This window comes from Allobosea sp. P1_A7 (genome assembly GCF_056406775.1).
Genome location: NZ_JBFTZN010000033.1, coordinates 34,835 through 56,579, shown reverse-complemented (window position 1 = coordinate 56,579; position 21,745 = coordinate 34,835). Strand labels below are relative to the sequence as shown.

General features: G+C 66.0%; 19 protein-coding genes. 3 read left to right on the top strand and 16 right to left on the bottom strand.

Annotated elements, in window-relative coordinates:
• Window position 1: 1 nt before the first annotated feature.
• Entirely contained in the window at window positions 2-1,645 is a 1,644-nt protein-coding gene (locus AC1D34_RS08300; RefSeq protein ID WP_441507110.1) for a benzoate-CoA ligase family protein, read from the top strand.
• Window positions 1,646-1,690: 45 nt separating this feature from the next.
• Window positions 1,691-2,098, top strand: a complete 408-nt coding sequence (locus AC1D34_RS08295; RefSeq protein WP_441490834.1) for a RidA family protein — start codon at window positions 1,691-1,693, stop codon at window positions 2,096-2,098.
• Between the two features lie 50 nt (window positions 2,099-2,148).
• Here the strand turns inward: AC1D34_RS08295 and cysN are convergent, their stop codons facing one another.
• From cysN to AC1D34_RS08220, 15 genes are all read right to left on the bottom strand, one after another.
• Complete coding sequence (gene cysN / locus AC1D34_RS08290; RefSeq protein WP_476823985.1) at window positions 2,149-3,783, bottom strand: sulfate adenylyltransferase subunit CysN; 1,635 nt, start codon at window positions 3,781-3,783, stop codon at window positions 2,149-2,151.
• Window positions 3,783-4,685 (bottom strand): sulfate adenylyltransferase subunit CysD, encoded by a 903-nt coding sequence (gene cysD, locus AC1D34_RS08285; protein ID WP_476823984.1) that lies wholly within the window; start codon window positions 4,683-4,685, stop codon window positions 3,783-3,785. The genes cysN and cysD overlap by 1 nt, the downstream gene beginning before the upstream one ends.
• Window positions 4,682-5,503, bottom strand: coding sequence for a phosphoadenylyl-sulfate reductase (locus AC1D34_RS08280; RefSeq protein ID WP_476823983.1), 822 nt, complete (start codon window positions 5,501-5,503; stop codon window positions 4,682-4,684). The genes cysD and AC1D34_RS08280 overlap by 4 nt, the downstream gene beginning before the upstream one ends.
• 179 nt (window positions 5,504-5,682) lie before the next feature.
• Window positions 5,683-6,201: a hypothetical protein gene (locus AC1D34_RS08275; RefSeq protein WP_441490838.1), complete on the bottom strand. Its 519-nt coding sequence runs from the start codon at window positions 6,199-6,201 to the stop codon at window positions 5,683-5,685.
• Between the two features lie 13 nt (window positions 6,202-6,214).
• On the bottom strand, window positions 6,215-7,141 hold the full coding sequence (locus AC1D34_RS08270) for a nucleoside hydrolase (RefSeq protein ID WP_476823982.1): 927 nt from the start codon (window positions 7,139-7,141) through the stop codon (window positions 6,215-6,217).
• Between the two features lies 1 nt (window position 7,142).
• Window positions 7,143-7,916: an ATP-binding cassette domain-containing protein gene (locus AC1D34_RS08265; protein ID WP_441507104.1), complete on the bottom strand. Its 774-nt coding sequence runs from the start codon at window positions 7,914-7,916 to the stop codon at window positions 7,143-7,145.
• A 65-nt stretch (window positions 7,917-7,981) separates the two neighbouring features.
• Window positions 7,982-8,923 (bottom strand): sugar ABC transporter substrate-binding protein, encoded by a 942-nt coding sequence (locus AC1D34_RS08260; protein ID WP_476823981.1) that lies wholly within the window; start codon window positions 8,921-8,923, stop codon window positions 7,982-7,984.
• A 47-nt stretch (window positions 8,924-8,970) separates the two neighbouring features.
• Complete coding sequence (locus AC1D34_RS08255) at window positions 8,971-9,912, bottom strand: ABC transporter permease (RefSeq protein ID WP_441478038.1); 942 nt, start codon at window positions 9,910-9,912, stop codon at window positions 8,971-8,973.
• Window positions 9,913-10,174: 262 nt separating this feature from the next.
• Window positions 10,175-11,662 (bottom strand): xylulokinase, encoded by a 1,488-nt coding sequence (locus tag AC1D34_RS08250; RefSeq protein ID WP_441507127.1) that lies wholly within the window; start codon window positions 11,660-11,662, stop codon window positions 10,175-10,177.
• Window positions 11,663-11,810: 148 nt separating this feature from the next.
• Window positions 11,811-13,472: an ABC transporter ATP-binding protein gene (locus AC1D34_RS08245; protein ID WP_476823980.1), complete on the bottom strand. Its 1,662-nt coding sequence runs from the start codon at window positions 13,470-13,472 to the stop codon at window positions 11,811-11,813.
• Complete coding sequence (locus AC1D34_RS08240) at window positions 13,472-14,287, bottom strand: ABC transporter permease (RefSeq protein WP_069880963.1); 816 nt, start codon at window positions 14,285-14,287, stop codon at window positions 13,472-13,474. The genes AC1D34_RS08245 and AC1D34_RS08240 overlap by 1 nt, the downstream gene beginning before the upstream one ends.
• On the bottom strand, window positions 14,284-15,228 hold the full coding sequence (locus AC1D34_RS08235) for an ABC transporter permease (protein WP_069880964.1): 945 nt from the start codon (window positions 15,226-15,228) through the stop codon (window positions 14,284-14,286). The genes AC1D34_RS08240 and AC1D34_RS08235 overlap by 4 nt, the downstream gene beginning before the upstream one ends.
• A gap of 31 nt (window positions 15,229-15,259) precedes the next feature.
• On the bottom strand, window positions 15,260-16,810 hold the full coding sequence (locus tag AC1D34_RS08230) for an ABC transporter substrate-binding protein (protein ID WP_476823979.1): 1,551 nt from the start codon (window positions 16,808-16,810) through the stop codon (window positions 15,260-15,262).
• 79 nt (window positions 16,811-16,889) lie between these two features.
• Window positions 16,890-18,440 carry an ABC transporter substrate-binding protein gene (locus AC1D34_RS08225; RefSeq protein WP_476823978.1) on the bottom strand — a complete coding sequence of 517 codons (1,551 nt, stop codon included), beginning with the start codon at window positions 18,438-18,440 and terminating at the stop codon, window positions 16,890-16,892.
• A 1-nt stretch (window position 18,441) separates the two neighbouring features.
• The gene (locus AC1D34_RS08220; RefSeq protein WP_441491066.1) at window positions 18,442-19,335 is read right to left on the bottom strand and encodes an alpha/beta hydrolase family protein; all 894 of its coding nucleotides are present in this window, start codon (window positions 19,333-19,335) and stop codon (window positions 18,442-18,444) included.
• Between the two features lie 128 nt (window positions 19,336-19,463).
• On the opposite strand from AC1D34_RS08220, the gene AC1D34_RS08215 reads away from it, so the two are divergent.
• A complete protein-coding gene (locus tag AC1D34_RS08215) occupies window positions 19,464-20,120 on the top strand; it encodes a GntR family transcriptional regulator (RefSeq protein ID WP_069880967.1) in 657 nt (218 codons plus the stop codon).
• Here AC1D34_RS08215 and AC1D34_RS08210 read toward each other — a convergent pair.
• Window positions 20,117-21,688: an ABC transporter substrate-binding protein gene (locus AC1D34_RS08210; RefSeq protein WP_476823977.1), complete on the bottom strand. Its 1,572-nt coding sequence runs from the start codon at window positions 21,686-21,688 to the stop codon at window positions 20,117-20,119. The genes AC1D34_RS08215 and AC1D34_RS08210 overlap by 4 nt on opposite strands.
• Window positions 21,689-21,745 lie beyond the last annotated feature (57 nt).

The window sequence follows — 21,745 nt, the reverse complement described above, 5'->3', positions numbered from 1 at the left end:
GATGGCGCAGGCGGAGTTCGTGCGGTCAGGACATCTGGACAGTTTCGCGCGGGACAATCTGCCACCGCGCGACAGCTGGCCCGACCTCAAGGTCACAGATGCCGGCCTCGCCTATCCCGAGCGGCTCAATGTCGCGACCGAACTGCTCGATCGTCATGTCAGCGAGGGGCATGGCGAACGCATCGCCATCATCTCGGACCGCGAGGTCTGGACCTACGCCGAACTCGCCCAGCGCGTGAACCGCATCGCCAATGTGCTGACCCGCGATCTCGGGATGCGGCCGGGCAACCGTGTGCTGCTGCGGGCCGCCAATACGCCGATGATGGTCGCGGCCTATCTCGCCGTGCTGAAGGCGGGCGGCGTCGCGGTCGCGACCATGCCGATGCTGCGCGCCGGCGAACTCGCCTACCCCATCCGCAAGGCGAAGATCACATTGGCCCTGTGCGATCACCGCCTGATCGATGATCTCCGGACCGCCCAGACACAGACACCCGAACTCCCGCGCATCGTGACCTGGGGCGGAGGCACGCCGACCGATCTCGAAGCGCTAATGGCGCGCGCGGGCTATGAGAACGCCACCGCCGCCGATACCGCCCGCGATGATGTCTGCCTGATCGGCTTCACGTCGGGCACCACTGGCGAGCCGAAGGGCACCATGCATTTCCACCAGGATCTGCTCGCCATTTGCGACACCTATGGAGCGCGCGTGCTGAAGGCGGCACCGGAAGACCGCTTCATCGGCTCGCCGCCGCTCGCCTTCACCTTCGGGCTCGGCGGACTCGTGCTGTTCCCGATGCGGATCGGTGCCGCGATGGTGCTGCCCGACAAGGCCGCCCCCGCCGATCTCGTCACAGCAATCGAGCGCCACAAGGCGAGCGTCTGCTTCACGGCGCCGACGGCCTATCGCGCCATGCTCGACAAGCTCGACGGCCGCGATATCTCTTCCCTGCGCATCTGCGTCTCGGCCGGGGAATCCCTGCCCAAGGCGACCTTCGAAGCCTGGCTGAAGCGGACGGGGCTGCCGCTGATGGACGGCATCGGCGCCACCGAGATGCTGCATATCTTCATTTCCGCGCCGCGCGAGGCGATAAGGCCGGGCGCCACCGGCCTACCCGTGCCAGGCTACGAGGCGCGGATCGTCGACGAGGCCGGCAATCCCCTGCCCGATGGCACGCCCGGACGCCTCGCCGTGCGCGGACCGACCGGCTGCCGCTATCTCGCCGATCCCAGGCAGGCGAAATATGCGCAGGACGGCTGGAACATCACCGGCGATACCTATCTGCGCGATGCGGACGGCTATTTCTGGTACCAGGCCCGTTCGGACGACATGATCATCTCTGCCGGCTACAACATTGCCGGGCCGGAGGTCGAAGCCTGCCTGCTCGCCCATCCCGATGTCGCCGAGTGCGGCGTGGTGGGCGCGCCCTGTCCGGACCGCGGCCAGATCGTCAAGGCCTATGTCGTGCTGCGCGAGGGCATTCGCGGCGATACGGCCCTGGCCAAGGCATTGCAGGAGCATGTGAAGGCGGGTATCGCGCCCTATAAATACCCGCGCGCCATCGCGTTCGTTCCGGCTCTGCCGAAGACGCCGACCGGCAAGCTCCAGCGTTTCGCACTGCGTCAGTTGGCGCTCACCGAGACCTGATTCCCCCAAGAACAGGCCGAAACGGCCGAAGACCGAGGCTCCGCCATGTCGAACCTTCCAGCATCACGCGCAATCCTGCCCGAGGGCTGGCCGGTGCCGCGCGGCTATGCCAACGGCATGGTCGCCGAAGGCCGTGTGATCGTGACCGGTGGCCTCGTCGGCTGGAACGAGCACGGCGTCTTCGCCGAGGGGTTTCTGCCGCAGCTCCGTCAGACCCTCGCCAATATCAAGGCTGTGGTCGAGGCCGGCGGCGGTCGCATCGAGGATATCGTGCGGCTGACCTGGTATGTCACGGACATCGAGGCCTATCGCGCCAGCCTGAAGGATATGGGGCCGATCTATCGCGAGACCCTGGGCCGGCATTTTCCGGCGATGGCGGTCGTTCAGGTCGTCGCGCTGGTCGAGCCGCAGGCGCTGATCGAGATCGAGGCGACGGCGGTGGTCGCGGGCTGAGGACGCCGCGACCCACGCCATCGTGCATCCGGCGAAACGATCTCGATCGATCAGATGCCGGCGCCGTCCTGAAGCGCGGCTGATGGGTGCCTCTGCCACAGCCGGGCGTGAAGGCCGCGCAAGGTCGGGCGCAGGGCGAAGTCGCCGAGCGCGAGGACACCCGAGACGCCGGGCCGGCCGGTCAGTGCAAGGGCTGCTCCGAACAGTCCTGCCGTGCTGAGCAGGCGCCAACTCACGGCGCTCCACCAGAGCCGCCGATCCGGCGTGCCGGGAGCGCCGATCAGGCGGTTGCGCGCCTGTCGCAGGCGGTCGGCCGTACAGAGCGCCTCCGCCGGGTTCAGGCTTCGTCCCGCGCCCGGCTCGGCGACCACGAAACCAAAGGCGACCGTTTCGTTGCTGATCCGATCGATCAGGATAAAGCCGCCGAGATCCCGGCTCTCCTGATAGGGCAAGGTGGCCAGCGGCCGGTCGAGCCGCAGCGTCACCAGGCCGATCCCGTTCATGCGCAGGACCTGCGCCGGCACCGGCTTGAAGCCCTCGATGTCGATGCTGTGATCCAGCGCGCCGATCGTGGCGTTCACGGCCTGGGTCGCGAGCTTCAGCACGAACTGACCGCCCTCCAGCATGGCGCGCTCGCCAGTCCAGAGCAGCCGCGCCCGGAGCTCGCGCCGGACGGGAACCGGGCTCGCCGCGGAAGCGATGACGTCGCCGCGCGAAATGTCGACCTCGTCAGCCAGGGTCAGGGTGACGGCCTGCCCCGCCGCCGCGTTGCTGGCTTCGCCTGACGGGGTAATCAGCCGCGCGATCGTGCTGCTGCGCCCGGACGGCAGCACCGTGACGGCATCGCCGACGCGGGCACGGCCGCGGGCCGCTGTGCCGGCATAGCCACGGAAATCCAGATCGGGCCGGTTCACCCATTGCACGGGCAGGACGAAGCCGGCCTCGTCGCGCGTCTCCTGTTCGACGACGATGGCCTCCAGCAGAGGCAGCAGCGCCGGTCCCTTATGCCAGGGCATCGTGGTTGAGGGGCGCATCACATTCTCGCCGTCCCGCGCCGAAACCGGGATGATGTCGATCGACCTGAAGCCGAGGTTCTTCACGGCCGCGCGATAATCCGCAGCGATCCGGTCGAAGATTGCCTCGTCGTAACCGACGAGGTCCATCTTGTTGATCGCAACCACGACGTGGCGGACGCCGACCAGCGAGACGATGAAGGAGTGGCGCCGCGTCTGCGGCAGCAGGCCTTTGCGGGCGTCGATCAGGATGATGGCGAGATCGGCGGTCGAGGCGCCGGTCGCCATGTTGCGGGTATATTGCTCGTGGCCCGGCGTATCGGCGACGATGAAGCTGCGCTTCTCCGTCGCGAAATAGCGATATGCGACATCGATGGTGATGCCCTGCTCGCGCTCGGCCGAGAGCCCGTCGACCAGCAGCGCGAAGTCGGGCTCCGCACCTTGCGTGCCGAATTTGCGGGAATCGGCGTCGAGGGCGCTGAGCTGGTCGTCGAAGACCGCGCCGGCCTCATAGAGCACGCGTCCGATCAGCGTCGACTTGCCGTCATCGACCGAGCCGCAGGTGATGAAGCGCAGCAGCGAATGCTGGGCGGTTTCGCTCAGTCCGGAGGAATCGTTCGCAGGGAGTGGAGCCGTGGCGCCCGGGCGCTTCTTCTCGGCGGCGACAGCCATCAGAAGTACCCTTCCTGCTTCTTCTGTTCCATCGAGCCGGCGCCGTCATGGTCGATGACACGGCCCTGGCGCTCGGAGGCGCGCGATGAGCGCATCTCGGCGATGATGTCGGTGAGGCTTGCGGCTTCGCTCTCGACTGCGCCGGTCAGCGGGTAGCAGCCGAGCGTCCGGAAGCGGACCATGCGGGTCTCGACGACCTCTCCGAGCGCGAGCTCCATGCGGTCGTCGTCGCGCATGATCCAGGCTCCGTCGCGGTGCACGACCGGACGCGGGGCAGCGAAGTAGAGCGGTACGACCGGTATGTTCTCGAGTGCGATGTAGTCCCAGACATCGCGCTCGGTCCAATTGGAGAGCGGGAAGACGCGAAAGCTCTCGCCCTTGTGCTTGCGGGTGTTGAAGAGCTGCCAGGGCTCCGGGCGCTGGTTCTTCGGATCCCAGCGATGCTCGGCGCTGCGCAGCGAGAAGATCCTCTCCTTGGCGCGGCTCTTCTCCTCGTCGCGCCGCGCGCCGCCGAAGGCGACATCGAACTTGTGCAGGTCGAGTGCCTGCTTCAGCCCTTGCGTCTTCATCACGTCGGTATGGACGCGCGAGCCTGAGGCGAAGGGCCCGATGCCGGCCCTGACCCCGTCCTGGTTGACATGGACGATCAGATCGAGCCCGAGCCGCTTCACCGTCTCGTTCCGGAAGGAGATCATCTCACGGAACTTCCAGGTCGTATCGACATGGAGCAACGGGAATGGCGGCTTCGCCGGATAGAACGCCTTCAGGGCGAGATGCAGCAGAACGGCGGAATCCTTGCCGATCGAATAGAGCAGCACCGGCTTGTCGCAGGTCGCCACAACCTCGCGAATGATGAAGATCGCCTCGGCTTCGAGCTTCTGCAGATGGCTGAGCTGGATCATGGTCGCGCCTCCGCCGCAGTGGCAGCCTTGGCCCGGACCAGATTCCCGTCCGGCCCGACATGCAGGCCGCATTCCTTGGCCGCGTCGTCTTCCCACCACCAGCGCCCGGCCCGCTCCGGCTCGCCCGGTGCGATCGCACGGGTGCAGGGCTGGCAGCCGATCGAGATAAAGCCTTTGTCATGCAAAGGATTGAGCGGGATTCCTTCAGCCTTGGAGAAACTCAGCGCGACCTCGCGCGACCAGTCGAGCAAGGGGTTGAACTTGATCAGGCCGCGCTCCGTTTCGGCCTCCGCGAGCGCGACGCCGCCGCGCGCGGCCGACTGGTCGGAGCGCAAGCCGGTGATCCAGATCTCCGCCCCGTCCAGGGCCCGGCCCAGTGGCTCGACCTTGCGGATGTCGCAGCAGGATTTGCGGGCGTCGCGGGAAGCATAAAAGCCGTTGATGCCGTTTTGGCGGACAAAAAGTTCGATCGCGTCATGGCGCGGGTAGAAGGGGCGGATCACCACGCCATAGTTACGCTCAGTCTCCTGCCAGAGGCTGTAGACCTCCGGAAAGAGCCTGCCGGTGTCGAGGGTGACGATCTCGATGGGAAGCCCGGCACGAGCGATCAGATGGATGAGGACCTGATCCTCAAGGCCGAAGCTGGTGGTAAAGACGATCCGTCCCGAAACCGCCTGACGCAGTCCGATGAGACGGTCGCGCGCATCCGACTTGCCGAACGCGCGAACGAGGTCAGCAGCGCGCTCGGGCAAGTCAATTGCCTCAGCCGGTGCGCCTTGTTGGGCGGAAAGGCCCGTATCGATGGGGTCTCTGGCCATGGTCTTGGCCGCCTGTATTGTTCTGTAAATCGAACAATTCAGCTATACCCGAACGCCCACCGGGGCAATTCACTTGAGGTAGTGTGGTTTTTCTTATTTCACAAAATGAAGAGAAGAACCTTTCGCCGAGGCAGGCAGCCGGGCGCGACTGCGGTCCCCGACGCGGGGAGAGTGAGGCCTCAGCCGCAATGCGGCTGGGCGCCGGCGCTCCAGAAGGGCGCATCCTCGCCGGCGCGCGGAATGCTGCGGCGCTCAGTGGCCCGCAATTCGGCCGGCAGCGCCACGACGCTTTGCCACCAGCCATGGGCGCATTCGGAGCGGAACGCCATCTGGTCGCTCAGGCTCGTGCCGATGGCCCGGAAGCCTGTTTCCAGCGCGGCAACGGCATCCCGGATCGCAGCCTGCGTCTGCTCCGTGCTCTCGCGCGCATCGGCGCAGAAGGCAGCGGTGAAGGCAGTGATGTCATGGGCCAGTTCGGGATAGGCGCTTGCATCGAGGCTCCAGGCTTTCATCCATTCATGCGAGACGAGTGCGACCGCCTCATCGAGCGGGCGCGAGACGACCTTGCGGGCCGTGGTCCGCATATGGCGCATCAGCTCGGCACGCGCGTGCTGGTGACGCGCGGCGATCGCGGCCTCCTTCATGCGCGCAATCGCGGCCTCGGCCTCGGCGAGACACTCGTCGACCGGATGGGTCATGATCCAGCAATCCTCAAGGCAGGCGGGCGAGCGCATCGATCATGCGCTCGAACAGGCGGTCGGCATCGACCTCGTTGACGACGAAGGCGTTTGCCGGGCGCTTCGTCCGGCCGTTCCAGTCGATGGTCGAGCGGCCCCGGACATTGCCGGTGAGCTCGATCTCGACATGGCAATCACGGCCCTTGAACAGCTCGGGCCAGAGCAGCCAGGCGATGACGCAGGGGTCGTGCATGGGGTGGGCCGCCGTGCCCAGGCCCCCTGGGCGCGGACGCGTCAGCATGCCGTGGACCGATCGCCCGGTGCGGGTGCCGAGCCCGTCCAACCGCGCCATGGCCGCCGACGAGGCGATGGCCTGATGCGTCGCATGCAGGCCAAACAGCGTGACAGGAACGCCCGCCCCGAGGACGACCGCCGCGGCATGCGGATCGACATAGAAATTGAACTCGGCTGCCGGCGTCATGTTGCCGAGGCCCATGGCCCCGCCCATCACCACGATCTCGCGCAGTTTGGGCGCAAGTTCCGGGGCAAGCCGCAAGGCCATCGCGACATTGGTCAGCGGCCCGAGCGCGCAGATCGTGATGCTGCCGTCTGTGGCTGCGCGCAGGACCTCGACGATCCCCTGGACGGCATGGCCGGGAGCCGCCGACGAGGCGGCGGCCGGCAGCCCGGCGCCGCTCAGGCCGTCGGGTCCGGAGACGAATTCCGCCGTCTCGAGCGGCTCCAGCATCGGCCGCGCCATGCCCGCTTGTACGGGCACATCGGGGCGCGCCGCCAGATCGCGGACGCGCAGCGCGTTGGCGGTGGTCAGGTCGATCCCGACATTGCCCGCGACCGTGCTGACCAGCCGAATGTCGAGTTCGTCAGGCTGCGCAAAGGCGAGCAGCAGGGCAACAGCGTCATCCTGCCCGGGATCGGTGTCGATGATGATCGGCCGTGCCATCTCAGGCCGCCAGCGCCGGGGCGGACATGATCAGATGGCTGAGATCGTCGGGGGTGAGATCGCCGATCGGCAGGTCATGCAGCTTGCGGCCGCTGCGCAGGATCACGACCCGGCTCGCCAGCGCGACCACGTCGCGCATGTTGTGGCTGATCAGCAGGACAGTGCGCCCCTCCGCCTTGAGATGGCGTACAAGATCAAGCACTTGCGCGGTTTCTTTGACGCCGAGCGCAGCCGTCGGCTCATCCATGATGATGACCTCGGCGTTCCAGCGAAGCGCCCGCGAGATCGCCACGGCCTGACGCTGTCCGCCGGAGAGCCGCTCGACCGGGCGCGTCATGTCCTCGATCTGCACCGACAGCCGGCGCAGGTAGCCTCTCGCCTCGTCCGCCATCCGCGCCTTGTCGAGCACGCGCAGGAAAGGCAGCACGAGCGGGCGCGTCAGCTCGGCCCCCATGAAGACATTTGCGGCGATCGACAGGCGCGGCGCGAGGGCAAGCTCCTGGTAGATCGTCGCCACGCCCTGCTCGAGCGCGTCATGCGGCGAGCGGAAATGCACCTCGCGGCCACGCAGGCGAATGGTGCCGGCGGTCGGCGCCTCGGCGCCCGACATGATCTTGATCAGCGTCGATTTGCCGGCGCCGTTGTCGCCGCAGATCGCCAGGACCTCGCCGGCATGGACGTCGAGATCGATGCCGCTCAGTGCCTGGACGGCGCCGTAATTCTTGCCGACCGAGCGCATCGCGAAGATGGGCTCCGAGGCCGCCTTTTCTGTCATCCGCATGCTCTCCGGAGGGCGCGCAAACGGGCCGGCTGCAAAGGCCGGCCCGGACGAGGGGCGCCCTATTTCAGGAAGTCCTTGACGTTGTTCTTGTCGACGACGACCGCGTCCATGAAGAGATAGGGGCCGGTCGTGATGGCGCTCACCGGCTGCTTCTTCACGGCGATGGCCTCGACAGCCTCGACAGCCTTCACGCCCATTTCCTCGAAGGGAACGGTGACGGTCGCGAGGAAGGTGCTGTCCGGGTCGGCAATGCGACGATAGGTTTCGGCGCCGCCATCGACGGAAACGAGCGGAATTTCGCCCTTCTTGACGCCCTGGGCCTTGAGCAGATCGTCGATGATGTAGGCCTGACCGTCAAAGGAGGCCCAGATACCGTTGATCTTGCCCTGATTGCGCAGGAGCAGCGCCTGCACGCCGCTGCGAACATCGTCGCGCCAGCTTTGGGTGCGCGCCATGCCGTGCTTTCCGACTTCCTTGACCGCGGTGTTCTCGGACAGGACGACGTCGAGCACCTTGCCGCGAATGCGTGAGGCGATATTGCCGTCGAAACGCACCGACATCAGGTTGCCGGTGTAGCCCATCTGCCCGAGCAGATAGAGGGCTGCGTCCGCACCGACCTTGTATTCATTGGTCTGGATGTCGAACAGCGAGTACGGCCCGGCGCCGGACTGGACTGTGATGACCGGGATGCCCTTGTCCTTCGCGGCCTTGAACTGGGCTTCCGCCTCGACCGGCTTGCCCATGGCGACGATGATGGCGTCGACCTTCTTGGCGATCAGCGCCTCGAACTGCTCGGCGTGCTTCGGCAGCGCGCCTTCGGAATTCAGCAGGGTGATGTTCCAGCCCTTGGCCTTGGCCGCAGCCGCAGCCGCATTTGCAACGCGCGCATGCGTCTCCGAGGTGAACTGGAAGCCGATGACGCCGAGCTCGAATGCGGAGGCGCTGCCGACGCCCCAGGCCAGCGCCAGACAGCTGGCTGCAACCATCTTCACGAACTTCATGACTACCCCCTCCGGACCGCGCGGATGGCTGCGCGGCGTTGTTGCGTTCAAACCTTGAAGGCTGCCTTCCGCACCACGCTGGCCGAGAATGCGACCGAGCCGATGATGATGATGCCAAGCACGATATCCTGCACGTAATAGGCTGCGCCCATCAGCACGAGCCCGTTGCCAAGAACCTTGAGCACAAGCGCGGCAAAGACCGTCCCGGCCACATTGGGCTTGCCGGGCTCGAACATCGTCATGCCGAGCAGCACGGCGGCAATGGCGTAGAGAAAATAGTCGCCGGCCATGTTCGGAGCGGCGGAGGAGAGGCTCGCGGCGAGCAGCACGGCGGTGATCGAGGCGAAAACGCCGGCCAGCAGCAGGCCAAGCCGCTTCATCCGCATGGTCGCGATGCCTGCGAGCCGCGCCGCCTCATCAGCCTCGCCGGTTGCCGCCATATGGGCGCCGGTCCGGGTCCATTTCAGCAGCACATAGGAGATGCCGGTCGCCGCAAGCAGGAACCAGATCAGATTGGGCAGGCCGAGCGTCGTGCCGCGTGCCAGGCCGGTGAATCCGGCCGGCCAGCGCCCGACGAAGGCGACGCCCTGCGTGATCATGAAGGCGAGCCCCTTGGCGATGGCGGCCGTGCCGAGCGTCACGATCAGCGAAGGAACCTTCAGCACCGTGACGCCGAAACCGTTGAAGGCCCCCAGCCCGGCGCCCACCGCAAGAGCGGCCAGGACCGCGATCGCGGGGTCATAGCCCGCCTGGATGAACCAGCCAGCGGCGACTGCAGCCAGGCTCGCGACCTCGGCGATCGACAGATCGAGCTCGGCGATGGTCAGGGCGAGCGCAAAGCCGAGTGCAAGGATGGCGAGGAAGCTCGTGTCCTTGGCGATGTTCAGGAGATTGCCCGGGCTTGCGAAATTCGGCGCAAACGCGACGAAGAACCCGATCAGGGCGAGCCCCGCCAATGCAGTGCCATGCCGTTCGACAAGCGTGCGCATTCAGTGCGTTCCCCGCAACGGAAGCGCCATGCGGCCTCCGGGCGTCGCAAAGGGCTGATGGGGAGACGGGATCGAGTGTCGGGGCATCATGTCATGACAGCGGGCGAGCGGGCATTCCATCCGAACCGGCCGAAGCCGTACCGAATGGAACAACTCAACCCTAGTGCGGGGCCAACGCGAATGCGAGCCGGCGCAACGGGTTGAGAGCGAATTCTCCACTTCCAATTTCGCAACGTMAGGCCCATGCTGCACGTGCGGCCCCTCACTCGCGCCAACCGGCGAGCTGACGCCCGATTGGAGCCAGAGCCTGCTCTGCCTGTCGGAAGAGGCCAAACAGCCGATCATAGGGTTCGCGTGAGGCCGGGTTCGGCTGGTAGACCCGCGCCAGTCTGACAAGCGCTTCCTGCGCTGCGGCGAGATCCGGAAAGCGTCCGAGAGCGGTCCAGGCGACGATGGCAGCACCGAGCAGACCATGCTCCTCGCCTTCGACGACGCCGACCGGACGGCCGAGGATATCCGCCTTGATCTGACACCAATGGCGATTGGCAGCGCCGCCTCCGCCGAAGCGAAGTTCCGCGATCGGCCGGCCTGACGCTGCCTCGGCACGCTCCAGCACGACACGATTGAGGAAACCGACGCCCTCCATCACCGCCCAGGCGAGGTCAACCGCGCGGTGGCGGCGATTGAGCCCGACGAGAGCCCCGCGCAGTGACGGGTCCCAGTACGGCACGCGTTCGCCCTGGAGATAGGGCAGGAAGATCACCGGGGCGGCATCGCGCGGTTCCGCAAGGACGCGGCCAAGCTCGCGACCGGCTTGCGCCGGTTCGCCCTGGAAGCGACCGAGCAGCTCGAGCAGCCAGATCAGCGTGTCGGCCCCTGTCTGGCTGGGGCCGCCGAGCTGGGTGAGGCCGGCGCCCCAGTCTACCGTCATCAGCCCTTCGGCCCAGGCAGCCCGTGCATTGACGAGACCCAGCACCTCCGTCGTCCCGGACAGGTTGTAGCCAAAACCCGGACGCATGGCGCCCAATCCGACCACGCTCGCCCAGGTGTCGTTCGCCATGGCGATCACGGGCCGGCCGGCAAGATGGCCAAGTGCGCCTTCCAGCCCCGGCTGGACATGGCCCATGATCGAAACCGGCTGGCGCAGCGGCGGAAGAAGCGTCACCGGCAGGGCGGCAGCGTCGAACAGCGAACCGCCGGCGGGCGCGGCCGCTGCGGCCGCCTCCAGCCGCGCGAGCGAAACGGTATCGCTCGCCACGACCCCGGTCAGGCGCAGATTCAGATAGTCCTTGGGATCGAGAACATGCGCCGTGGCCGCGAGGATGCCCGGCTCGGACTGTTTCAGCCACCAAAGCCGCGCGAGCGGGTGGAAGGCATTGAGGCCCGCTGTCTCCGGATGCTCCTTCGGGCACGTGGCCAGAAGCGAGGGCAGCGTCGTGTCGGCGCGCGTATCGCGCCATAGCATGGCGGGACGGAGCACCTGGCCGTCGCGATCGACGAAGACCTGCGTGCGCGTCAGCGCCGAGATCGCCAATGCCTCGATCTGCCCGAAGAGCGTGGGATGGGAAGCCTGGAGCACGGCTGCGCTCTCGCGGAGCGCGCTCCACCAGTGGTCGGGATCGATCTCGGCGGCGCCGCCCTGCTCGATCGGCACCCGCATGACGATGCTATGGCGGGCCCGAAGCTGCCCCGCCTCGTCGACGAGAGCTGCGCGAAAACTGGTGCCGCCGAGATCGCAGGCGAGAACCATGCTCACCGGCGAATACTCCCGTCGCCGCTACGCCTGCCGGACATCACCCTCACCTGCATCGCCTTGATCCGTCGCTCCCTGCCAGGGGCCTGCCTCATAGCAGGAGAGCGAGCGGGCCCCCCCCCCCCCCCCCGCCGGAAGCTGGGGATCAGGCGAGCGCGGCTTCGGTTTCGTCGACCAGCCGCCAGAACAGGCGCACGCCTCCGTCCGGCGCGGTTTCGAGGCCGGGCACGGCAGAGAGCAGCTTGCGGGTATAGGCATGCTGCGGCCGGTCGAAGATCTCGTCGCGGGTCCCGTCCTCGACGATCCGGCCCTCGTTCATCACCACGACACGGTCGGCGACCTGCTCGACCACGCCGAGATCATGGCTGATGAACAGGCAGGAGAAGCCGTGCTTGCGCTGCAGCTCGGCGAAGAGCTCCAGCACCTGCGCCCGCACCGTCACGTCGAGGGCCGAGACCGGCTCGTCGGCGATCACGAATTTCGGACGGCGCACCACGGCGCGTGCGATCGCGATGCGCTGGCGCTGGCCGCCCGAGAGCTCGTGCGGATAGCGTGACGCGAAGCCGTCGGCGAGGCCGACCTCCGCCAGCACCTCCTGCAGCCGCGCCGCCTTCAGGGCCGCCGTCATGCCGGGCACCAGCCGGAGCGGCTCGGCCACGAGATCGCCGATGGTCATGCGCGGATCGAGCGAGGAATAGGGATCCTGGAAGACCATCTGGCAGTTCAGCCGGTAATCCCAATAGGCCGTCTCGCTCTTGTCGATCGGCTTGCCCTCGAAGCGGATCTCGCCGCTGGTCGGCTTGATCAGGCCGGCGATCGCATGGCCGAGCGTGGTCTTGCCCGAGCCCGAGCCGCCGACGACGGCGACGACTTGGCCCGGCGCGACATCCAGGCTGATGCCATGCAGTGCGCGCTTCGGCGCCTCCTTGCGGAAGAAGCCCTGGCGTCCGCCATAGTCGATCACGAGATCACGCACCGAGACGATCGGCGTTCCGGCTTCCGGCAGCGCGCGCGCCGGACCGCGATGCGGCATCGCGGCCAGCAGCTTGCGCGTATAGGGGTGCTTCGGCCGCGCCAGCAGCTCCTCGGTCCGGCCCTGCTCGACGACATCGCCCTGGCACATCACGATGGCGCGGTCGGAATAGCGCGCGATCATGCCGAGGTCGTGGCTGATCATCAGCACGGCGGTGTTGTTGGCCTTGGTCAGGTCGACCATCAGCTCCAGCACGTCGCGCTGCACGACAGCGTCGAGTGCCGTCGTCGGCTCGTCGGCGATCAGCAGCGCCGGCTTCAGCAACATCACCGAGGCCAGCATGATGCGCTGGCGCATGCCGCCGGAGAACTGATGCGGATAGGAGGTCAACGCGCCCTCGGGATCGCGGATGCCGACACGCCGGAGCATGTCGAGGATCAGCTCCTTGCGCTCGCTGGTGCTGAGCTTGCGATGCAGCGCCAGGCCCTCGTCGAGCTGCCGGCCGATCAGCATCGACGGGTTCAGCGAGGTCATCGGCTCCTGGAAGACCATGCCGACACGCGAACCGCGCATGGCGCGCAGCTGCTTCGGTTCCATGGTCGTGACCTCCTGGCCCTCGAACTTGATCGACCCGGCGACGCGCCTGACTGCGGGCGGGATGAAGCCCATCAGGGCGCGCGCAGCCAGGGTCTTGCCGGAGCCGGACTCGCCGACGATGCCGACGATCTCGCCTGGCGAGACGGAAAAGCTGAYGCCGTTGACGACGCGCTTGCCGGTGCTGCCGATCTCGAGCGTGAGGTCGTCGACGCGCAGAAGTGTTTCGGACGAGGCCATCACATTCCCCTCATGCGCGGGTCGAGCTTGTCGCGCACCGCATCGCCGAGAAGATTGATCCCGAGCAGCGTCAGCGAAATGCACAGGCCGGGGAAGATGCCGAGCCAGACGGCCTGGCCGATATAGGGCCGCGAACCGGCGAGCATGTTGCCCCAGGTCGGGGCCGGTGGCGGCACGCCGAGGCCGAGGAAGGAGAGCGCGCTCTCCGCCAGCAGCACATAGCCGAACATCGAGGTCGCCAGCACGGTCAGCGGCGCGATGCAGTTCGGCAGGATGTGGCGGGCCATGGTGAAGCCCTCGGAATTGCCCATCACGCGGGAGGCGGCGATGTATTCGCGCTCGCGCAGCGAAAGCACCGTGCCGCGCACGATGCGGGCGACCGAGGGCGCATAGGCGATGCCGAGCGCGACGATGATGCCGTATTTGTTGGCACCCACCACCGCGAGCAGGCCGAGCGCCAGCAGGATTCCGGGAAAGGCGAGCAGCGCATCGTTGAAGGCCATGACGATGCGGTCGAACCAGCCGCGGAGATAGCCACTGAAGACGCCGATCACGGTGCCCAGCGTCACGGCGAGCGTGACGGTCAGCAGGCTGATCCAGACGCTGGTCGCAGCGCCCGCCATCAGGCGGGAGAGCACGTCGCGGCCGAACTCATCGGTGCCGAGCCAGTGCATGGCGCTCGGCGCCGCGAGCTTGGCGCGGAACGAGAGCTGCAGGGGATCGTAGGGGGTCCAGACCGCGCCGGTCAGGGCGACGACGAGCAGGACACCGATGAGCAGACCGCCCAGCAGGGCGTTGGGTGCGGGGAGCTTCATTCGGCTGTCACCCGCGGGTCGAAGATGGGATAGCACAGGTCGATCACCAGATTGACGAGGACATAGGTGAAGGCGACGAAGAGCAGGCAGCCCTGGATCACCGGGTAATCGCGCGCGAAGATCGAATCGACCAGCAGACGGCCGAGGCCGGGAATGGTGAAGACGGTCTCGACCACGGCGATGCCGCCGAGCAGGTTGCCGAGCACGAGCCCGATCAGCGTCCAGGTCGGCCCGAAGGCGTTCTTGAAGGCGTGGCGCCAGAGCACGGCGCCTTCCGAGAGGCCCTTGGCGCGGGCATGGGTGATGTAGTCGAGCCGCAGCACCTCCAGCGTCGAGGCGCGCGCCATGCGCAGGATCACGCCGATCTCGTGCAGGAACAGCGTCAGGATCGGCATGACGAGGTAGAGGATGCCGCGTGTCGTGTCCTCGCCGATCGAGACATAGCCGACGACCGGAAGCCATTCGAGCTTCAGCCCGAAGAACAGCAGCAGGAGCAGGCCGAGCCAGAAGGTCGGGATCGAGAGCAGCAGCGTCGCCAGCCCCACCAGGGTGAGATCGAGCGAGCTGTTCTGGCGCCAGGCGGCAATCACGCCGGCCGGTACGGCGACCAGGCAGGCGAACAGCACCGCAACCAGCACCACCTGCGCGCTGATGAAGAAGCGCTGGGCGATGAGCGGCAGGACCGCCTGTTGCGAATTGATCGACTGGCCGAGATCGCCTTGCAGCAGATTGCCGAACCAGATCGCGAACTGCATCGGCAGGCTGCGATCGAGGCCCAGGCGTGCCCGGAGATCGGCCAGGCTCGCCGGATCGGCGAGGTCGCCCAACATGAGCTGGGCCGGATCACCCGGGATCAACCGGATCAGGACGAAAACCGAGACTGCCACGATGAACAGTGTCGGCAACGCCATCAGGATGCGCGTGAGCGCGAAACGCAGCATTGGTGCTTCCCCTCCCCGTCAGACCTGCGCCTCAATTGGCGAGGTTGACGCCCCACATCCGCATCTTCGACTGCCACGGCTGGAAATCGCGCACGCGCTTGGAATGCGCGATCACGTCGAGGCCGTTGAAGTAGATGATCAGCGGCACCTCTTCGATCATGCGCTTGTGCAGGTCGTCGAAGAGCTTCTGGCGCTCGGCCTTGTCCGAAACGACCATCGACTTGTCGATCAGTGCCTGCGCCTCGGCATTGTCCCAGACCTTGCGCGGCTGCTTGTCCTTCGGCCCGGCGAACTGCTCGAACCCGAGTGCGGGGTCGAAGCGTGCCGAATAGGAGAAGGACTGCATCTGGTAATTGCCCTTGTTGTAGCGATCGAGCTGGGTTGCCCAGTCCAGGACCTCGATCTCGGCATTGATGCCGGCGGCCTGCATCATCGCCTGAGCCACGACGGCGGCCGGGAAACTCGGCACGGTCGGGCGCTTGTTGGCGATGATCGAGATCTTCTCGCCCTTGTAGCCGGCCTCCTGGAGCAGCTTCTTCACCTTGGCCGGGTCATAGCTGAAGCCCTGCTTCTCGACCGGTCCGAAATAGGCCGAGCTCGGATAGATCGCCGAATTGTTCGGCGTGCCGAGATTGCTGGAGGCGGCTGCGACCAGCTCGGTCATGTCGAGCGAGGCGGCGATGGCCTGGCGCAGCTTGACGTTCTTGATCAGCGCGTCGTTCGTCTGGAACAGGAAGGTGTGGCGCACGGCGTTCGGGGCGACCTTCACGTCGAGCTTGGGATTCTTGCGCAGTTCCTCGACATYGCTCGGCAGGATTTCGGCCATGTCGATGGCGCCTGAGATCAGGCCGGCCTTCACCGTCGCGGGATCGCGCACGACAAGGAACTTCACGTCCTTGATGAGCGGCTTCTTCAGGCCGATATAGCCGTCGCGCTTGTCGCTCTTCGGCGACACATAGCCGTCGAAGGCGGTCATGGTGAAATACTCGCCGCGCTTCCAATCGCCGATCTTGAACGGCCCGGTGCCGACCGGCTTGTCCCAGGAACCGTCCGCCTTCAGCGAGTCCTTGTGGATGACGGCGGCCATGGCGCAGTCGGTGCGTGCCAGCGCGTCGAGGAAGAGCGCGCTGGGCGAGTTGATGCGCATCACGACGGTGTTGGCGTCGGGAGCCTCGATCGCCTCGACCTTCAGGCCATTGCGACCGTCGAATTCGGACAGGCAACGCCACTCCGTCTTCGGATCCATGTAGCGGTTCCAGCTCCAGACGACGTCGGCCGAGGTCAGCTTCGCGCCATTGTGGAACTTCACGCCCTTGCGCAGCGTGAAAGTGTAGGCCTTGCCGTCGGCCGACATCTCGACCTTCTCGGCGAGAAGCGGCCCGACCGTGCCATCCTCGGCATAACCGACCAGGCCCTCGACGAGCTGCAGGACGAAATCATCCGTGTTGTCGTCGCGGTTCACGCCGGGATTGGAGCTGCGGATATCGGCAGCGACCGCGACCGTGACGGACTGGGCGGCGGCCGGACCAGCGACGAGCGCTGAGGTCGCCAGTGCGAAGGCCGAGGCATAGATGCGGTTCATGTCGATGTTCCTGTTGTCGTCGTTCTTCTTGGTTTTGAGATGAGCTGGCCCGGGTCCGGCGCGGGCCAGGAGCAACGCCTCAATTGGCGAAGCTGACCTCCCAGAGCCGCGGCTTCCCAGCGACCCAGGGGGCAAAGCCGCGCAGCTTCCTGGAGACACCGGCCGTGTCGACCTGATTGTAGAGGAAGATCAGCGGAGCTTCGGCGAGCATCAGCTTGTGGAGCTCGTCGAACAGCTTCTGGCGCTCGGCCGGATCGCCGACGAGAGTCGCCTTCTCGATCAGCTCGTCGGCACGCCGGCTGTCCCAGGCCTTGGACGGGAATGCGTCCTTGGGTCCGCTGAACTGGTTGTAGCTCTGGGCAGGATCGATGCGGGCGGAATAGCTGAAGGACATCATCTGGAAGTTGCCCTTGGAATAGCGGTCGAGCTGGGTCGCCCATTCCAGCACCTCGATCTCGCTGTTGATGCCGGCGGCCTGCAGCATGGCCTGGGCCACGACCGCGGCCGGGAAGCTCGGCACCGTCGAGCGCTTATTGGCGATCAGCTTGATCGGCTGGCCCTTGTAGCCGGCCTCGGCGAGCAGCTTCTTCACCTTGGCGAGGTCCTGGGTGTAACGCTGGCGCTGCACCTCGCTGTAATAGGGCGACGTGACATAGATCGCCGAGTTGTTGGTCTTGCCGAGCTCGTTCGAGGTGTGCGCGACGATCTGGTCGAGATCGAGCGCGGCCGCGATCGCCTGGCGCATCCGGACATCGCCGAGCAGGGCGTCGCGCGTCTGGAACAGGAAGGCGTGCTTCGTCGCGCTCGGGGCGCTCATCACCTCGAGATTGGGGATCTTCTTCATTTCCGGCACGTCGGAATCAGGGACGTCTGCCACATGCAATGCGCCCGACATCAAGCCGGCCTTGATCGTGGCGCCATCGGCGATGGAGAGGAATTTCACCTCCGGCACCAGGGCACGCTTGCGGCCAACATAGCCGTCGCGCTGCTCGCCCGGGGGCGAGACGTAACCGTCGAAGCGCTTCAGCGAGACGAATTCGCCGCGGCGCCATTCGCCGAGCGTGAAGGGGCCGGTGCCGATCGGCCGGTCCCAGCTGCCGTCGGCCTTCACCGAGTCCTTGTGGATGATCGCGACCATGGCGCAATCGGTGCGCGCCATGGTGTCGAGGAACATCGCACTGGGCTTTTCCAGCTTCATGACGAAGGTCGACGGATCAGGTGCGTCGACACTGGTGACCTTCATGCCGGTCCGGCCGTCGAATTCCGCCCGGCAGCGCCAGTCGGTCTTCGCGTCCATGTAGCGGTTCCAGTTCCACAGCACGTCGGCCGAGGTCATGACCGCGCCATTGTGGAACTTCACGCCCTTGCGCAGCGTGAAGGTGTAAGTGAGCCCGTCGGGCGAGACCGCGATCGACTCCGCCAGCAACGGCGCGACCGCGCCGTTCTCGCGGTAGCCGACCAGGCCCTCGACCATGTGCAGCACGACGGCATCGGTATTGTCGTCCCGGTTGACGCCCGGGTTGGTCGAACGGATGTCCGCATTGAGCGCGACATTGATCGTCGATTGCTGGGCCAGAACCGGCGCAGCAACAAGGATCAAAGCAATAGCCAGGGACGACGTCAGGTTCACTTCATTTCCCCTTCAGCACGGTGAGAGGCGCAGCATCTGCACGCAGGCGGGTCAGCGTTTCCGCCAGGAATTCCTCGACGCGCGGCACAGCCTTGACGCCGTCATGCGGCATGTTCGGCACCAGATTGAAGCGCACCTTCACGCCTGCGGCTTCGAAGGAGCGCTGCAGGCTGGCGAGCCGCTCAGGGCGCGTCTTGCCGGCATGGTTGGCGTCCGGCATCCAGTTGCGGCCGCCTTCCTTGTGGGTGATCTCCCAGGTCTCCAGATCGGCCGCGCCGACGATCATCTGGACCGGCACCTTGGCGAGGGCCGCCAAGTCGATCTCCTGTCCGAAGAGCGCCGCGAAATTGCGCGTGCCGACCCACCAGTCGCGCGTCGGATCGAGCAGCGTGACCGAACCCGGTGCTCCGATGCAGGCAGCCCAGAGGCGGTCGGGATGCAGAAGCATGAAGCGATGTGCGAAGTGCCCGCCGCCGGAATATCCGAACAGGGCAAAGCGCTTGAAGTCGAGATTGTAGCGCTCGCCGACCTCATCGACGATGGCAAGCAGTTCGTGATCGTAGCGGATGTCGGCTTCGCGCATGTACTTGAAGCCGTCACGATAGCCGTCGCCCCGCACCCCGACCGGGAAGAGCGGCGCGAGCACGATGCAGTTGTTCCAGCGCGCGAACTCGGTGAAGGCATCGCGATAGGTGATGAAACTGCGGCCGGTGCCATGCATGGCGACGACCAGCGCCGGCGGCTCGCCGCCCTGCCCCACTGACGGCGGCACGTAGAGGCAATAGGCAAAGCGGGGATCGTGCCGGCTGGCGAAGACCGTGGTCCGGTCCATGTCGTAGAGCGCGGCGGCCTTGTCGGCCTTCTTGGCTTCGGGCGCTTCACGCGTCGCAGTCATCGCAGCCATCGGATATCCTTTATTGGCTTTTAAATTGGCGCCAATTATGTTGCACGTTGCATTCGGGCTGGCAAGCTTGGATCGGTCGCTTCGCCCGGTAGCGAAATCGCGGCGAGATGAGCTAGGGAATGACGATGACGACCGTGAAGCGTAAGCCGAAATCGAAACACGCCCTGGCTGGCGAGATCGCCGAGGCGATCAAGCTCGGCCAGTTCCGCTCCGGCGAATGGCTCCGCCAGATCGACATCGAGCAGAAATTCGCCGCGACGCGCTTTGATGTTCGCACCGCGCTCGACGAACTCGTCGTGCGCAAGGCGATCGAACATGTCCCCAACCGGGGCTACCGCGTGGCCGAGATCGATCGAGAGACCCTGCGCCATATCCGGTCTGTCAGGATCGTGATCGAGACCTCCGTCGCGACCGCAATCGTTGGCCGGATGACGCCGGCAACCCTCTCGACGCTTCGTGGCCTCGCCGAGGAGTTCGGCGTGGCGGTGCGCGAGGGCACGCGCGCCGACCAGAGCCGGGTCAACGCCGAATTTCACGAAGTGATGTATCATCTCAGCGGCAACCCCGTGCTGGAGGAGCTGATCTGGAACCTGCGTGATCGCGGGCGCGGGTCGAACGTCACGGTATGGGCCTCCCACGAGTCGCTGCTGCGCAGCGACCGTGACCATCACGCCATGCTCGAAGCCATCGAGAAGCGCGACATTGCGCGCCTCTCGCAGTTGATTGCAGCTCATATTCTCAAGGATGCACCCGAGAGAGAGCCGGGGGACCTTTAGTCGGTGACGCTGACTTCCCAGAGTCTGGGCTTGGACAGGATCGAGGACTGGTAGCCCTTCACGCGCTTCGCATAGACGCCGGCATCGAGCCCATTATAGAGCATGACCATTGGCACCTGGGCGATGAAGCGCGTGTGCAGTTCGTCGAACAGCTTCTGGCGCTCGGCCTTGTCCGAAACCACCATCGACTTGTCGAGCAGCGCGAGGGAGTCCGGATCGTCCCAGACCTTGCGCGGCTGGGTCGCCTTCGGACCGGCGATCGACTCGAAGCTCAGTGCGGGGTCGAGGCGGGCCGAATAGGGGAAGGCCTGCATCTGGTAGTTGCCCTTGCTGTAGCGGTCGAGCTGCGTCGCCCATTCCAGCACTTCGATCGAGACATTGATGCCGGCACCCTGCAGCATCTGCTGCGCGATCACCGCGGAATCGAAGCTCTGCGGGTAGCGCTTGTTGGCCAGCATCACGATCGGCTCGCCCTTGTAGCCGGCTTCCTGAAGCAGCTTCTTGGCAGCCGCGACATCGTGCTTGTAGCCCTGCTTCTGCACCGGCCCGTAATAGGACGACATCGCAGGGACGATCGAATTGTTCGGCTTGCCCAGGCCGTCCGTGACGGCGGAGACGATCTCGTTGACGTCGAGCGCTGCGGCAATCGCCTGGCGCAGCTTCTGGTTCTGCAGCAACGGATCGCGGGTCTGCAGCAAGAGGCCGACCAAGCCCATGTTCGAGACGAGCGAGACCTCGACCTTGGGGTTCTTGCGCAGCTCGCCGACTTCAGCATTGGCGACGTCGGGGATGACGTCGATGTCGCCGCGCAGCAATGCGGCCTTGGCGGTGGAGCTGTCAGGTACGATCAGGAAGCGGACTTCATCCACCAGCGGACGCTTGCTGCCGGTATAGCCATCGATCTTGCCGGGAAGGCTGGCGTAGTCGGCATTGCGCACGAGCCGGATATATTCGCCGCGGCGCCATTCGCCGAAGCTGAATGGCCCGGTGCCGATCGGCTTGTCGAAACTGCCATCCGCCTTCACCGAATCCTTGTGCATGATCCCGGTCATGGCGCAATCGGTGCGGGCGATGCTGGCAAGGAAGAGAGAGCTCGGCTTGTCGAGCTCGAACACCACCGTCGAAGCATCCGGCGCCGTTACGGATTCGACCTTGACCCGCCCTCGCCCGTCGAATTCCGAAAGGCAGCGCCATTCGGWCTTCGGGTCCATGTAGCGGTTCCAGCTCCAGACGACGTCGGCGGCCGTCAGCGGCGCGCCATTGTGGAACTTCACCCCCTTGCGCAGTGTGAAGGTGTAGCTCAGCCCGTCCTCGGACAGCGCGACCTTCTCGGCAAGGAGCGGCTTGACCTCGGCATCATCGCCATAGGCGACGAGGCCCTCGACCATATGCAGCACGACGGCGTCGGTATTGTCGTCCCGGTTCACACCCGGATTGATGCTGCGGATATCGGCATTGAGATGCGCGCGAATGCTCGTCGGCGCCGCGAGCGACGGGCCGAGACCTGCCAGCAGCGCGGTCATTGCCGCACTGGCAAGCGCTGCTGCTGCAATCGGTTTGAAAGCCATGTTCGATCCCCTCCTGATTTTTGTTAGCGAATGGCGTCGGGCCGCCCTCTACGGCTC

Coding starts and splice junctions, on each gene's coding strand:
- AC1D34_RS08300 (WP_441507110.1), top strand. CDS start 2: ATGGCGCAGGCGGAGTTCGTGCGGTCAGGACATCTGGACAGTTTCGCG.
- AC1D34_RS08295 (WP_441490834.1), top strand. CDS start 1,691: ATGTCGAACCTTCCAGCATCACGCGCAATCCTGCCCGAGGGCTGGCCG.
- cysN (WP_476823985.1), bottom strand. CDS start 3,783: ATGGCTGTCGCCGCCGAGAAGAAGCGCCCGGGCGCCACGGCTCCACTC.
- cysD (WP_476823984.1), bottom strand. CDS start 4,685: ATGATCCAGCTCAGCCATCTGCAGAAGCTCGAAGCCGAGGCGATCTTC.
- AC1D34_RS08280 (WP_476823983.1), bottom strand. CDS start 5,503: ATGGCCAGAGACCCCATCGATACGGGCCTTTCCGCCCAACAAGGCGCA.
- AC1D34_RS08275 (WP_441490838.1), bottom strand. CDS start 6,201: ATGACCCATCCGGTCGACGAGTGTCTCGCCGAGGCCGAGGCCGCGATT.
- AC1D34_RS08270 (WP_476823982.1), bottom strand. CDS start 7,141: ATGGCACGGCCGATCATCATCGACACCGATCCCGGGCAGGATGACGCT.
- AC1D34_RS08265 (WP_441507104.1), bottom strand. CDS start 7,916: ATGACAGAAAAGGCGGCCTCGGAGCCCATCTTCGCGATGCGCTCGGTC.
- AC1D34_RS08260 (WP_476823981.1), bottom strand. CDS start 8,923: ATGAAGTTCGTGAAGATGGTTGCAGCCAGCTGTCTGGCGCTGGCCTGG.
- AC1D34_RS08255 (WP_441478038.1), bottom strand. CDS start 9,912: ATGCGCACGCTTGTCGAACGGCATGGCACTGCATTGGCGGGGCTCGCC.
- AC1D34_RS08250 (WP_441507127.1), bottom strand. CDS start 11,662: ATGGTTCTCGCCTGCGATCTCGGCGGCACCAGTTTTCGCGCAGCTCTC.
- AC1D34_RS08240 (WP_069880963.1), bottom strand. CDS start 14,287: ATGAAGCTCCCCGCACCCAACGCCCTGCTGGGCGGTCTGCTCATCGGT.
- AC1D34_RS08235 (WP_069880964.1), bottom strand. CDS start 15,228: ATGCTGCGTTTCGCGCTCACGCGCATCCTGATGGCGTTGCCGACACTG.
- AC1D34_RS08220 (WP_441491066.1), bottom strand. CDS start 19,335: ATGACTGCGACGCGTGAAGCGCCCGAAGCCAAGAAGGCCGACAAGGCC.
- AC1D34_RS08215 (WP_069880967.1), top strand. CDS start 19,464: ATGACGATGACGACCGTGAAGCGTAAGCCGAAATCGAAACACGCCCTG.